The 13,534-nt window shown below is 67.1% G+C and carries 12 protein-coding genes; 5 read left to right on the forward strand and 7 right to left on the reverse strand.

All coding sequences use genetic code 11. The features are described 5' to 3' along the window. Positions 1-3 precede the first annotated feature (3 nt). The 5 genes from SI859A1_RS13870 to motA form a co-directional block, all read right to left on the reverse strand. Positions 4-1,047 (reverse strand): FliG C-terminal domain-containing protein, encoded by a 1,044-nt coding sequence (locus SI859A1_RS13870; RefSeq protein ID WP_161600136.1) that lies wholly within the window; start codon positions 1,045-1,047, stop codon positions 4-6. Positions 1,048-1,058: 11 nt separating this feature from the next. Then, positions 1,059-1,388, reverse strand: coding sequence for a flagellar motor switch protein FliN (fliN, locus tag SI859A1_RS13875; RefSeq protein ID WP_040325837.1), 330 nt, complete (start codon positions 1,386-1,388; stop codon positions 1,059-1,061). 74 nt (positions 1,389-1,462) lie between these two features. After that, the gene (locus SI859A1_RS13880; RefSeq protein WP_040325838.1) at positions 1,463-1,837 is read right to left on the reverse strand and encodes a DUF6468 domain-containing protein; all 375 of its coding nucleotides are present in this window, start codon (positions 1,835-1,837) and stop codon (positions 1,463-1,465) included. Further along, a complete protein-coding gene (locus tag SI859A1_RS13885) occupies positions 1,818-2,753 on the reverse strand; it encodes a FliM/FliN family flagellar motor switch protein (RefSeq protein WP_024350304.1) in 936 nt (311 codons plus the stop codon). The genes SI859A1_RS13880 and SI859A1_RS13885 overlap by 20 nt, the downstream gene beginning before the upstream one ends. 4 nt (positions 2,754-2,757) lie before the next feature. Beyond that, positions 2,758-3,615, reverse strand: coding sequence for a flagellar motor stator protein MotA (gene motA, locus SI859A1_RS13890; protein ID WP_009210360.1), 858 nt, complete (start codon positions 3,613-3,615; stop codon positions 2,758-2,760). Positions 3,616-3,962: 347 nt separating this feature from the next. Between motA and flgF the strand changes: the two genes are divergently transcribed. The 5 genes from flgF to SI859A1_RS13915 all read left to right on the forward strand — a co-directional run bounded on the left by flgF (position 3,963) and on the right by SI859A1_RS13915 (position 11,426). After that, the gene (flgF, locus tag SI859A1_RS13895; protein WP_009210361.1) at positions 3,963-4,688 is read left to right on the forward strand and encodes a flagellar basal-body rod protein FlgF; all 726 of its coding nucleotides are present in this window, start codon (positions 3,963-3,965) and stop codon (positions 4,686-4,688) included. After that, positions 4,685-6,058: a flagellar protein export ATPase FliI gene (gene fliI / locus SI859A1_RS13900; RefSeq protein ID WP_009210362.1), complete on the forward strand. Its 1,374-nt coding sequence runs from the start codon at positions 4,685-4,687 to the stop codon at positions 6,056-6,058. The genes flgF and fliI overlap by 4 nt, the downstream gene beginning before the upstream one ends. A gap of 90 nt (positions 6,059-6,148) precedes the next feature. Further along, positions 6,149-6,667 carry a GbsR/MarR family transcriptional regulator gene (locus SI859A1_RS13905; RefSeq protein WP_050767545.1) on the forward strand — a complete coding sequence of 173 codons (519 nt, stop codon included), beginning with the start codon at positions 6,149-6,151 and terminating at the stop codon, positions 6,665-6,667. Continuing rightward, positions 6,664-8,217, forward strand: a complete 1,554-nt coding sequence (locus tag SI859A1_RS13910) for an efflux RND transporter periplasmic adaptor subunit (RefSeq protein ID WP_009210363.1) — start codon at positions 6,664-6,666, stop codon at positions 8,215-8,217. The genes SI859A1_RS13905 and SI859A1_RS13910 overlap by 4 nt, the downstream gene beginning before the upstream one ends. Continuing rightward, complete coding sequence (locus tag SI859A1_RS13915; protein WP_009210364.1) at positions 8,214-11,426, forward strand: efflux RND transporter permease subunit; 3,213 nt, start codon at positions 8,214-8,216, stop codon at positions 11,424-11,426. The genes SI859A1_RS13910 and SI859A1_RS13915 overlap by 4 nt, the downstream gene beginning before the upstream one ends. A gap of 112 nt (positions 11,427-11,538) precedes the next feature. Here SI859A1_RS13915 and SI859A1_RS13920 read toward each other — a convergent pair whose 3' ends face one another. Together SI859A1_RS13920 and SI859A1_RS13925 are read right to left on the reverse strand one after the other, a co-directional pair. Next, positions 11,539-12,534, reverse strand: coding sequence for an ABC transporter substrate-binding protein (locus tag SI859A1_RS13920; RefSeq protein WP_009210365.1), 996 nt, complete (start codon positions 12,532-12,534; stop codon positions 11,539-11,541). Between the two features lie 35 nt (positions 12,535-12,569). Then, positions 12,570-13,475, reverse strand: coding sequence for an ABC transporter permease (locus SI859A1_RS13925; protein ID WP_050767721.1), 906 nt, complete (start codon positions 13,473-13,475; stop codon positions 12,570-12,572). Positions 13,476-13,534 lie beyond the last annotated feature (59 nt).

Consider the following 13,534-nt stretch of genomic DNA (forward strand, 5'->3'; position numbering starts at 1 on the left):
CCGCTATTCCTCGGATTCGCCGTGCAGATCCAGCTTGCCCTGGCTCCACAGCTCGAGCGCCGTGCTGGCCACCTGGCGGCGGGCGCGATCGATGTCGGCTGCCGGCTTTTCGTCGCCGCGCTTGAACTCGGCCTCGACCATGCGCCGCGAACGGGCGCTGAGCGAGGACAATGCGGCCTCCTTCAGCTCTTCGCTCGCGCTGACGAAGGCGGTGATGATCACCTCCGTGTCGATCGCATCGAACAGCACCATGCGGGCGCGCTTGTCGAGCGCCACGATGTCGTCGAAGGCGAAGAGCAGGTTGCGGAGCTTCTCGGCATCCTTCGGCGAGGTTTGGTCGAGCATCACGATCAGGTCGTCGGCATGGCTCTTCGACATGCGGTTGACGATGTCGGCGAGGATCGTGTGGCTGCTCTGCTGCTCGCCCCTGTCCGGCGACGCCAGATAGGCCTGCCGCAGATGGACTTCGAGCAGGCGCTGCACCGGCCGCGTCAGCGACTTCAGCGTCAGCACCCGGCGCATGACGTCATGGCGGAACGCCGGATCGAATTCGCGGGCGACGGTCGCCGCCGTATCGGGCCGGATTTTCGACAGGAGCACGGCCACGACATGCGGGTGTTCGCGCGACAGCCGCGGCGCAAGGATCTCGCCCTGCAGCTCGGCGACCGAATCCCAGACATTGCGGGAGTCGCGCTCGGCAGCCTTGACCCCGTCGTCGCCTTCGCCGGGCGACACCGAGAAGATCGTCTCGAATTCTTCTTCCGACAGCGATTCCTTGAGCAGATTGGTCATCTGCAGAGACGGCGCGTCCAGCCCCGGCGCCTTCTTGAAGGCGTCCTGGAACTCGTCGACCAGTTCGGCGATCTGTTCGGGCGTGACCGATTGCAGGCCGGCCGCGCTTTCCTTCAGAAGCTTGATCTCGCTGGCGGAGAAATGCTTGAGCACCCGGGACGTGCCGGGTGCTCCGAGGGTGAGGAGCAGAACAGCCACGCGGGCCTTGCCGCTTGCCGGCAGTTCCGGAACGTTATCCTGAAAAGCGGCGATCATCGACATGATCGTCAGGCTGCCCGCTGGTTCTTGGTGGCGATGCGCGCGCCCGGCTTGGCCACCTCGGTGAGGGTGACGCCGAAGCGCTGCTCCTCGTTGTCGAGGACGACGATCTCGCCGCGGGCGATGACACGACCGTTGATGATCACGTCGACCGGGTCGCCGACCTTGCTCTCCAGCTTGACCACGGCACCACGACCCAGGTCGAGCACTTCGGCGACCGTCATGCTGGTCGAGCCGAGCACGATGTGCATCGTGACCTGCAGATCCTTCACCAGGTCCAGATCCATCCGGCCGGTGCCCAGGTCAGCGCTGCTGGTGGCGAAGTTGTCGTCGGTCATGGCGTTTTCGTCCTTGGGTCTTCAGCCGTCCGCATCATGCGGGGGCCGTGTCACACGGGAGTGATCAATCCGATTTAGCCGGCCAGACTGGCGTGAAGCCTGCGATCGGTCCATTCGCCTGCCGGCGGCAGGACGCGATGGACGCGGCCGGCCTCCACACGGCGCGGCAGGGCGTCCGCCTCGGCGATCAGCCGCTCGAGCCGATCGGTGGCGTCATCGGCTTCGGCAATCCGGAACTCCAGGCGGCGCAGCGTCTCGACGCCCTCGTGCTTCAGCCCGACCACCACTTCGGCGGCGCGGGTGATCGAGGCATCGGCCTGCGCCAGCGAGGCGGAGAGCGCGCTCTCCGAGGAGCGCAGGGTTCGCAGTTCGCGCTGCATGCGGGTGCAGCGGAACGCCGTCACGACGAGCGCCACGACGAGAACGAAGTCAAGCAGATAGGATATCATCAATAAACTCCTCGGCGGGGTCGATGCGCTCTTCGATGCGGACGACGTAGGAATCGCGCGACCGGCCCATATGGGCGCGGAACAGCGGCTGGTCCTCGCATTCGATGGCGATCAGGCTGTTGGCGCTGACATCCAGCGGAATGGTGTCGCCAACGGCGAAGCCGGCGATCGTTCCCAGGTCGATCTTCTTCTTGGTGACGATGGCACTGAGACGAAGATCGCTCTTGGCGAAGCTTTCCTTGATGGCGTTCGACCAGCTTTCCTCGCGATCCGGCGGCGGCATCTTCGGCGGCTCGCGCAGGAAGCGGAGATGCGGCGCAAAGAGCGCGCCCGGCAGCGCGAAGGTGATGGTCGTAGACAGAGAGGCGACCGTCAGATCGAAGCGGAACAGGATGAACCGGTCGGTCTCGCCGGCAAGCTGCTCGCCGAGTTCGGCCGCGTTGATGATGTTGCCCACCGACAGACGCAACTCGCCGATCATTTCGAACACCGACAATGCGGAGTCGGCGATGGTCGCCAGCCCCAGCTTGACGATGCTGCGGTCGAGATCGGTCGGCGTGCGCGGCGGGGTTCCCGGCGGTGACGGCTCGGCGGCGAAGAGCGCGGAGATCAGGGCCTCCAGCGCCTCGTGGTCGAGCATCGCATAGCCCGGGCTGCGAAAACGCGGCGAAGACAATGGCGCGTACATGGTGCCGTCGTCTTCGGCCTCGTCGAGCTCGGGACCGAAATCCGATTCCACCTCGCGAAGCGTCAGGTCGAGGCTCGCACCGGCGATCGCAGAGATCTTGGTCGCGGCCGAGGCCGCCCAGGTCTCGGCCATGTGCTTGAGGCGCGGCAGGCGCCGGGGTTCGAATTCGGCGGCATTGCGAAGGCGTTCGCCGACATCCGCCCCGCTGATCTGTTCGGTCTGGCTCATCGGATCAGGCTCCACCGCCGATGGTCTCGGTCTCGACCTGGTCGATGGACGGGCGGTCGTAGGCAGAGATGGTCTTGCGGCCGTATTCGAGCGCGACCTGCGGGATGGCACCGTTCATGTAGGCGATCAGGGTGGAGCGCACGATGACGAAGACGCGGATGTTCTTCTCGCGCACCGACTTCACCTTGGTGGCGACCGGGCCGACCACGCCATAGGAGAAGAAAATGCCGGCGAAGGTGCCGACGAGGGCGGCGCCGATCAGGTGACCGAGCACTTCCGGCGACTGGTCGAGCGCGCCCATGGCCTTGATGACGCCGAGAACGGCGGCGACGATGCCCAGTGCCGGCAGGCCGTCGGCCATGTCCTGGAGCGCGTGCTTGGGCTTGAGCCGGTCCGAGGAGATCGTCTGGATCTCTTCTTCCATCAGCGCCTCGATCTCGTGCGGACGGGCGTTGCCGATGATGATGAGGCGGCAATAGTCGCAGATGAAGTGGACGAGCGACTCGTCCTTCATCAGCTCCGGGTAGGCCTGGAAGATCGGCGATTCCTTCGGCTCGTCGATATGCGCCTCGACCTCGCCGCGCGACTTGGAGCGCATCTCGCGCATCAGCTGATGCAGTAGCGCCAGCACCTTCAGATAGTCGTTCTGCGTGGGCACCTTGTTGGCGAAGGCTTCCTTGATCGCCTTGCCGGTGTCCTTGACCACCTTGGTGGGGTTGGCGACCAGGAAGGTTCCGATCGAGGACCCCAGAATGATGACGTACTCGAATGGCTGCACGAGAACGCCGAGATGGCCACCCATGGCGACGAAGCCGCCGAGAAGGCAGCTCAAGGTGACGATCAGTCCGACTAGAATGCCCATGCGGCCCCCGAATGCGAATGTTGCAGACCACCGGTAGGAAGTACCGCTTGTGCGAGCCTTGCCCCCGCACCAATCCGGAGGCGCTGGCGACCGGATCGGGCTTGAGCGGCGCGGGGCGACAGGCTGGCGCAAGGGTGAGCCCGGATTTTCACGGCATACATTCTTCTACCGGAGGCCCGTATGCCGGCCGCAACCACCCGATCGACCCTCAAGCGCCGCGATATGCCCGGCGCCATCGTCCGCATGGCCGGACGGGCCCGTATCGAGCGCGTTCTTGACCGGTCGACCCTGTCCGTCGGTTCGGCAGCCACGTCCGGTCTCCTCCAAGACAGTCGGGATATCTGACGATGGAAACTGCTCTTCCAGTCGCCCTGTCGGCGCAGCTCGCCATGTCGAAGCGGCTCGACACCATTGCCCACAACGTCGCCAATTCGCGCACGACGGGCTTTCGCGCCGAGGAGATCAAGTTCGAGGAGCTGATCTCGCTCAGCGCGCCCGAGCCCGTCTCCTTCGCCTCCGAGGGCACCACCTATTTCTCCACCCGCTCCGGCGAGATGACCCAGACCGGCAATCCGCTGGACATGGCCGTGGACGGCGACGCCTTCTTCGCCTTCCAGGGGCCGAACGGGCCGGTCTATACCCGGGACGGCCGCATGCGGATCAATGCCCAGGGCATGGTCGAGACGATCAGTGGCTATCCGCTCGTCGATGTCGGCGGCGCACCGCTGCAGGTCGATCCGAATGCCGGCCCGGTGACCATCACCCGCGACGGCATGATCACCCAGAACGGCGCCCAGGCCGGCGCCGTCGGCCTGTTCCAGCTGCCGGCCGGCGCCAAGCTGACGCGCTTCGAGAATTCCGGGCTGATCCCGGACCGCGCGGCCGTTCCGATCGTCGAATTCGCCGATGTCGGCGTGATTCAGGGCTTCCAGGAAGGCTCGAACGTCAATCCGATGCTCGAGATCAGCCGGCTGATCTCCCTGCAGCGCGCCTTCGAGAATGCGTCCAACCTCGTGCAGAGCTCGGAGCGCACGCTGGATGACGCGGTCAAGACGCTCGGGACGAACTCGTGACGGCTACGCCGACCTCCGGTTCCGGCCAGACCCGGCTCGACGACCATTGCCTGTCGATCACCGGTCACATCATCGACGTCTCGCCGCAGGCGTTCCGCGTCGCGGGCCTTTCGCCCTTCGTACGGCTGGGCGACCGCATCGCCTGCCCGGGCGATGACGGCGACGCCATCGGCGAAGTGGTGCGCATCGAGCAGGCCAGCCTGACCGTCAAACCCTTCGCCAACCGCTTCGTGCGCGGCGTCAAGGCGCCGGCCCGTCAGATCGGGCCCTTCATGGTCTCGCCCTCGCGCAGCTGGAAAGGCCGCGTTCTCGACGCGTTCGGCCAGCCGACCGACGGCAAGGGACCGGTGAGCGAAGGCGACGATCCCCGCCGCGCCGACGCGCCGCCGCTTCCCGCCATGCAGCGTGGCCGCACCGGCAAGCCCGTCGCCACCGGCGTACGCGCCCTCGACATCTTCACGCCGCTGGTCCGCGGCCAGCGCATCGGCATCTTCGCCGGTTCCGGCGTCGGCAAGTCGACGCTGATGAGCATGCTGGCGCGCGCCAAGGGCTTCGACACGGTGGTGGTCGCCCTTGTGGGCGAGCGTGGCCGCGAAGTGCGCGAATTCCTCGAAGAGACCATGGCCGGCAATCTCGCCAAGGTCGTCACCATCGTCGCCACCGGCGACGAGAGCCCGATGATGCGGCGCCTGGCACCGCGCACCGCCACCAGCGTCGCCGAATATTTTCGCGACCGGGGCGACAGCGTGCTGCTGATCGTCGACAGCGTCACCCGCCTCGCCCATGCCGCCCGCGACGTGGCCCTTGCAGCCGGCGAGCCGCCGGTTGCGCGCGGCTATCCGCCGAGCGTCTTCTCCGAACTGCCGCAGCTCCTGGAGCGCGCCGGACCGGGGCTGGAAGGCTCCGGCTCGATCACCGGCATCTTCTCGGTGCTGGTCGATGGCGACGATCACAACGACCCCATCGCCGACGCCATCCGCGGTACGCTGGACGGCCATATCGTGCTGGACCGCGCGATCGCCGAACAGGGCCGGTTCCCGGCGGTGGACGTCCTGAAATCGATCTCGCGCCTCGCCGACCGGGCCTGGAACCCGCAGGAGCGCGAGCTGGTCAGCCGCCTGCGCAGCATGATCTCGCGCTACGAGGACACGCGGGATCTGCGCCTCCTTGGCGGTTATCAGCGGGGCAGCGACCAGACGCTCGACCAGGCCGTCGATCTGGTGCCGCATGTCTACGAACATCTCGTCCAGCATCCGGAGGAAGGGCCCTGCAAACAACCCTTCGAGGATCTGAGTGCGCGGCTGAAGAAGAGCTTCCAGCCGCCCGCTCCCGTCGTCCCCACGGGGCCGGGCAAGCCCGCCGCCGGCTGATCGGCCTCCTTCTGTGACATTCAGCCATAGCTGAACGATTTGTCTTCGTTCAGTCTTGATTGAACGGCCCGGCGCACGTATCTGCGCCGGATGAACATCGTCCTCGATCCCCAGCCCGTCCCGACCGACGACGGCAGCGCCGTGTGCGCGCATTTCGTCGACCGCATGGGTCACCATCTCGAAGTGGAGGGCCTGCCGCGGATCGCGGGCCGTCTGTTCGGCTATCTGATCCTTGCGCCCGTACCGGTCAGCTTCGGCGCGCTGGCGGAGACGCTCGGCGTCAGCCGCGGTTCGATCTCCACCAATGCCAGGCTCCTCGAAAGCAAGGGGCTGATCGAGCGGATCGCCGTGCCGGGCGAGCGCCAGGACTTCTTCCGCCTCGCCGAGCGCCCTTATGCGAACATGATGCGCGGCATCATCGCGCGGATGCAGGACATGCTCGCCACTCTTGCCGAGACCGCCGATGCCCTGCCCGGCGACGCTGCCGTCGAGCGCGCCCGGCTCGACGAAGCACGTCAGTTCTTCGAAACGTCGGTTTCCGCCTTTGCCGACATCGCCGCGCGCCTGGCCGATCAGCCAGTGCCCGCGCAAACCCCGGACGACCGATGACCAGCACCGACGAAAACCGGACGCAGACACCGGCCGCCGACAGCACGCCCCCGGCCAGGGAACCGAGGTCCTATGCCGGCTGGCTGGCGACCCTCTTCGTTCTCGCCCTCGTGGGGTGGATGGGCTCGGGCTATCTCTACCCTGCCGAGGACACCGCCACGGCGCCGCAGGCGCGCCAGCAGCAGCCCTTCACCGTCGAGGCCTTCGCCTCGAACGCCAAGGCGGTGACCCAGTTCGTCGCCGCCGAGGGGCAGGTCTCGCCCGACCGCATCACCCCGGTGCGCGCCAAGGTGGGCGGCACGGTGGAAGAGGTGCTCGTCGCCAAGGGCGATTTTCTCGAGGAAGGCACGTTGATCGCCCGGATCGCGCTCGACGATCGCAGTGCCCAGGTCGCCCAGGCCGAAGCGGAACTGTCGCGCCGCCAGGGCGAGTACGATCGGGTCTCGGGCCTGGCCGATCGCGGCTATTCGACCGCCGCCGAAGTCGAGGCCGCACAGGCCGAACTCGCCAGCGCCAAGGCGGCACTGGCGGCGATCCGGCAGACCACCGGCGATACCGAAATCCGCGCGCCGATCACCGGCGTTCTCGACGCCTTCGACCTCGATCTCGGCGAGTTCGTTGCCGCGAGCGCCGAGATCGGCCAGCAGATCGACATCGATCCCCTGACCGTCGACGTGCAGATCGCCCAGCAGAATGTCGGCAAGGTCAAGGTCGGCCAGCCGGCCGCCGTCACCTTCATCACCGGCGAGGCGCGCGAGGGCACGGTGCGCTACATCGCCGCCAATGCCGATACAGCCACCCGGACCTTCCCGGTGGAGGTCGTGGTGGAAAATCCCGACCGCGACATCCCGGCCGGCATTTCGGCGCAGGTCCGCATCCCCACCGGCGAGACGCCGGCACATTTCATCTCGGCGGCCCTGCTGGCGCTCGGCCCGGACGGCACGCTCGGCGTCAAGGCGGTCGGCGAAGACGACGTCGTCAGCTTCCATCCGATCGAACTGGTGCGCGCCGAAACCGACGGCATCTGGGTAAGCGGACTGCCCGAAGAGCTGCGCATCATCTCGGTGGGTCAGGGCTTCGTCGCGGCTGGCGAGACCGTGCGCGTGGTTGCGCCCGAACCGGGTGAATCGGGCGAGCCGGAGACGGCGGCGGACCCGCAGGTGGAGCTTCCCGAGCCGGCCCCCGACATCGTCGGCGAGACCGCCAGCGAACAGGAACAGGGCGCTGGCGGGATCGTGGCGCAGGGCGATACGGACGCCGACATGCCGCAGGCCGCGACAACCGACGAGAGCACGGAGACCGCTTCGATCGCTCCGCAGACCGCCGCCGAGATCGAAGCCTCGCTGGAGGCCCTGCCGGTGCGGGCGCTGCAGCAGCGGCTGGAGACGCTCGGCTATTCGCCCGGCACCGTGGACGGCGTTCTCGGCGCATCGACCCGTGCGGCGATCCGCGCCTATCAGCGCGACAACGGCTTGGAGGTGACGGGCGAGGTGACGCCGGCGCTGGCGGGCGCGCTGCTTCTCGATGACGCCGCGGAGACGGCCCGATGAGAGCCCTCATCGACGCCGCCTTCGACCGGTCGCGAACGGTCCTCCTGTTCCTCATCCTGGTGCTGATCGCTGGTGTCGCCGGCTATCAGGCGATCCCGAAGGAATCCTCGCCCGACATCCCGATCCCGGTGATGTATGTCAGCGCGGTGCTGGAAGGCATCTCGCCGGAGGATAGCGAGCGCCTGCTGGTGCGGCCGCTGGAGACCGAGCTGTCGTCGCTCTCAGGGCTCGACGAGATGGAGGCGCATGCCTCCGAGGGCTTCGCCTCGGTGCAGCTGAAGTTCGAGGCGGGCTTCGACGCCGACGAGGCACTGACCGACGTCAAGGACGCCGTCGACCGCGCCAAGCCGAACATGCCGGCCGAGGTCGACGAGCCGGTGGTCACCGAGGTGAACACCTCGCTGTTCCCGATCCTGACCGTCGTCCTGTCCGGGCCGATTCCCGAACGCTCGTTGGTCAACATCGCCAGCGATCTGAAGGACGATCTGGAAGCGCTGTCGGGCGTTCTGGAAATCGACATCGGCGGCGAGCGCGAAGAGCTGATGGAGGTCCTGATCGACCCCACGGTCTTCGAGACCTACAATCTGTCCTTCGACGAACTGGTCAGCCAGATCAGCCGCAACAACCGGCTGATCGCCGCCGGCGCGCTCGACACCGGGGCCGGACGGATCGTCCTCAAGGTACCCGGCCTGATCGAGGACGCGCAGGACGTGCTCGACCTGCCGATCAAGGTCGACGGCTCGACCGTCCTGACCTTCAAGGACGTCGCCATCGCGCGGCGCACCTTCGAGGACCCGGAGGGCTTTGCCCGCATCGACGGCGAACCGTCGCTGGCACTGGAAGTGAAGAAGCGCTCCGGCGCCAACATCATCGAGACGGTGGACGCCGTCCGCGAAGTGGTCGCGCGCCAGAAGGAAGCCTGGCCCCAAACGGTGAGCGTGCGCTACCTGCAGGACGAGTCCGAGCAGGTGAAGACCATGCTCGGCGATCTGGAAAACAACGTCATCTCGGCCATCGTGCTGGTGATGATCGTCATCGTCGCGGCGCTCGGCTTCCGCACCTCGGTGCTGGTCGGCTTGTCGATCCCGGGCTCCTTCCTCGCCGGCATCGCGATCCTCTGGCTCGCCGGCTACACGATGAACATCATCGTGCTGTTCTCGCTGATCCTCGTGGTCGGCATGCTGGTCGACGGAGCCATCGTCACCACCGAGCTCGCCGACCGGCGGCTTCTGGAAGGCGCCTCCCCGCGCGACGCCTATCGCCAAGCGGCCAAGCGCATGGCCTGGCCGATCATCGCCTCGACGGTGACGACGCTCGCCGTGTTCCTGCCGCTTCTGTTCTGGAGCGGGATCGTCGGCGAGTTCATGAAATTCCTGCCGATCACGGTGATGATCACCCTCACCGCGTCGCTGTTCATGGCGCTGGTCTTCATCCCGGTCCTCGGCGGCATGATCGGCAAGGCCCAGCCGATGCCGGCGCGCCAGCGTGCGGCCATCGAGGCCGCCGAGACCGGCGACATGTCGCAGATCGGCGGCTGGACCGGCACCTATCTGCGCGTCCTGCGCAGCGCCGTGAAGGCACCCTTCGCCACCCTCGTCATCGCCACCGTCCTGCTCGTCGGCGCCTTCTACGGCTATTCGCAGCACGGCAAGGGCGTCGAGTTCTTCCCGTCGATCGAACCGGAATTCGCCCAGGTGCAGATCCGCGCCCGCGACAATTTCTCGATCTTCGAGCGCGACGCGCTGGTGCGCCGGGTCGAGAGCCGGCTGCTCGGCATGGAGGAGGTGCAGACTGTCTATGCCCGCACGCTGAGCGAAGGCGGCGCCCGGCAGGTCGGGGCCGACGTCATCGGCACCGTCCAGCTGGAGCTCGACGAATGGGACGAGCGGCGCAAGGCGACGGCGATCTTCGACGACATCCGAGCCCGTGTGGCCGACATTCCCGGCATCACCGTGCAGGTGCAGCAGGAACAGAACGGCCCGGCCAGCGGCAAGCCGGTCAATCTCAAGCTGCTCGGCCCGTCGCTGGAAACGCTGGCCGACGGCATCGCCACGGCGCGCGGCCTGATGGAAGAGATCGGCGGCTTCACCAACGTCACCGACACGCGCCCCCTGCCCGGCGTCGAATGGCAGCTGCAGGTCAACCGCGAGGAGGCCGCGCGCTATGGCGCCGACGTCTCGCTGCTCGGCCAGGCCGTCCGGCTTCTTACCGCCGGGATCGAGGTTTCCAACTATCGGCCGGAGGATGCCGGCGGCGACGGCGAGGTGCCGATCCGCGTGCGCTTCCCGGCCGGCGACCGGACGCTGGAGCGGCTGCAGGATCTAAGGATCCCCACCGCGCAAGGCCTCGTGCCCATCCGCAACTTCGTCTCCTTCAAGCCGGCGCCCAAGGTCGGCACGATCATCCGCATCGACCAGCGCCGGGTCATGGCGGTGGAGGCGGACGTCGCCGAGGGCCTGCTGGTCAACGACCAGATCGTCGCCCTGCGGCAGGCGCTGGAACAGGCCAGCCTGCCGCCCGGCGTCGATTTCCGCTTCGGCGGCGAGGCGGAGGATCAGGCGGAAGCGATGAGCTTCCTCGCCGGCGCCTTCGGCGCGGCGATCTTCCTGATGTTCCTGGTGCTGGTGACCCAGTTCAACTCGATCTACCAGGCCATCCTGGTGATGAGCGCCATCGTGTTCTCGACGGCCGGGGTGTTCTACGGCCTGCTCATCACCGGACGGCCGTTCGGCGTGGTGATGGGCGGCATCGGCGTGATCGCGCTGGCCGGCATCGTGGTCAACAACAACATCGTCCTGATCGACACCTACAACGATCTGCGGCGCTCCGGCCAGCCGCCGCTGGAAGCGCTGTTGCGCACCGGCGCCCAGCGTCTGCGGCCGGTGTTTCTGACCTCGATCACCACCGTTCTGGGGCTCATGCCGATGGTGATCGGCGTCAACATCGACTTCATCCACCGCACCATGGCGTTCGGTGCGCCCTCGACCCAGTGGTGGACGGAACTGTCGAGCGCCATCGCCGGCGGCCTGACCTTCGCGACGGTGCTGACGCTGGTGCTGACCCCGGCCATGCTGATGCTGGGCGAATGCCTGGTCGCCTGGTTCAAGCGCAGGCGCGGCGAGGACGCACCGAGCCCGCTCATCGGCGATCCGCTGGCAAAGCACGCACCGGCACCCGCAAGCGCCGCGCCCGCTCCCGCTCCCGCCTGACGGCATCGCACTGGCGGCGTCGCCGAACGGGTCGATCGACGCGGCTCCCTAAACGCAGAAAGGCCGGGGACATGCCCCGGCCTTTCGCTTGTCCGCACTGACCGGCAGGCGGTCAGTCCATCTCGGCAGCCTTGTCGGTGACGACGCTGGTCCAGGCGCCCTCGGGCTCCTTGGTGATCACCGGGTCGGAACCGCCCGACATCAGGACGCCGACGGTGTTGTCGGCCGCCGCGGTGTCGAGCGCGCCGTCGTCACCGAGAAGCTTGGCGATCTCGCCCATCATGAAGGTCTGGTGCGCCATGGTCTGGGCGCCGGTCATGTCGTTGTCGAGAACGATCTCGGCCGCCTCTTCCGGGTTTTCGGCCGCATATGACCAGCCCTTCATCGACGCCTTCACGAAGCGGGCATAGGCATCCACCATCTCCGGCTTCTGCAGATCCTCTTCAAGGACATAAAGGCCGTCCTCGAGCGTCGCGACGCCCTGGTCGGTGTAGTTGAACACCACCAGTTCCTCGGCCGGGATGCCGGCGTCCAGAACCTGGCCGTATTCGTTGTACGTCATGGTGGAGATGCAGTCGGCCTGCTTCTGGATCAGCGGGTCGACATTGAAGCCCTGCTTGATGACGGTGACGCCGTCATCGCCGCCTTCGGTCGACAGGCCGAGCTGCGACATCCAGGACAGGAACGGATATTCGTTGCCCGAGAACCAGACGCCGAGGGTCTTGCCCTTGAAGTCCGCAGGCTTCTCGATGCCGGTCTCCTTGCGACAGGTCAGCATCATGCCCGAGCGCTCGAAGGGCTGGGCGATGTTGACCAGCGCAACGCCCTTTTCGCGGGCGGCCAGTGCCGACGGCATCCAGTCGACGACGATGTCGGCGCCGCCACCAGCCAGCACCTGCACCGGGGCGATGTCGGGTCCGCCCGGCTTGATGGTGACGTCGAGATCGGCCTCCTCGTAGAAACCCTTCTCCTTGGCGACGTAATAGCCGGCGAACTGCGCCTGGGTGACCCATTTGAGCTGCAGCGTCAGCGCATCCTGCGCCATCGCGGGCATCGCCAGACCAAGACCTGCCAACGCCACCGTGGCGCCTGCCAGTAGCTTCCTCATGCGCATTCTCCTTTGCTGCTGCGTTGCGTCGCCGCCTAGCCCTTGCGGTAGGACGGATGCCAGAAGGTCGTGATCCGCTCGATGACGGACAGAATGCCATAGGTCAGCGAACCGGCGAGCGCGGCGACCGCGATCTCGGCCCAGACCATGTCGGTGTTCATCCGGCCGATCTCGGCCGAGATGCGAAAGCCCATGCCGACGATCGGCGTGCCGAAGAACTCCGCCACGATTGCACCGATCAGGGCGAGGGTCGAGTTGATCTTCAGCGCGTTGAAGATGAAGGGCATGGCCGCCGGCAGCCGTAGCTTCAGAAGGCTCTGCCAGGGTCCGGCAGCATAGGTGCGCATCAGGTCGCGTTCCATCGCCCCGGCCGCCGAGAGGCCGGCGACGGTGTTCACCAGCATGGGGAAGAAGGTCATCACCACGACCACGGCGGCCTTGGACGGCCAGTCGAAACCGAACCACATCACCATGATCGGCGCGACGCCGACGATGGGCAGTGCCGAGACGAGGTTGCCGACCGGCAGGAGGCCGCGCTTGAGGAAGGACGAGCGATCGACCAGCACCGCGACTACGAAGCCGCTGGCACAGCCGATGACGTAGCCGGCGATTACCGCCTTCAGGAAGGTCTGGACGAAGTCGACCCACAGGATCGGCAGCGAGCTGGCAATCCTGACACCGATGTCGGAGGGGGCCGGCAGCAAGACGATCGGCACCTGCAACGCCCGCACCACGAACTCCCAGAGGAACAGCAGCGAGACGCCGAAGACGATCGGAATGAGCACCTGGAGCGCGACGCGCCCTGCCCGCCCCCGCGGCTCGATCGCGGCGAGACTGACGGTCAGCCGCCAGGAGGCGGCCCAGAAGGCGAGGATCGCCAGGATCAGAAGCGGGCCGCGCTGGTCCACACCGAGCAGCGCCAGCGCGGCGATCGCCGCCATTGCCGCAAGGCCACCGGTCAGGGCGATCGCGCCGGGACCGGGGCCGGCGCCGTTCCGCA

It is taken from the genome of Aurantimonas manganoxydans SI85-9A1, from assembly GCF_000153465.1.
GTDB classification, from domain to species: Bacteria; Pseudomonadota; Alphaproteobacteria; order Rhizobiales; family Rhizobiaceae; genus Aurantimonas; species Aurantimonas manganoxydans.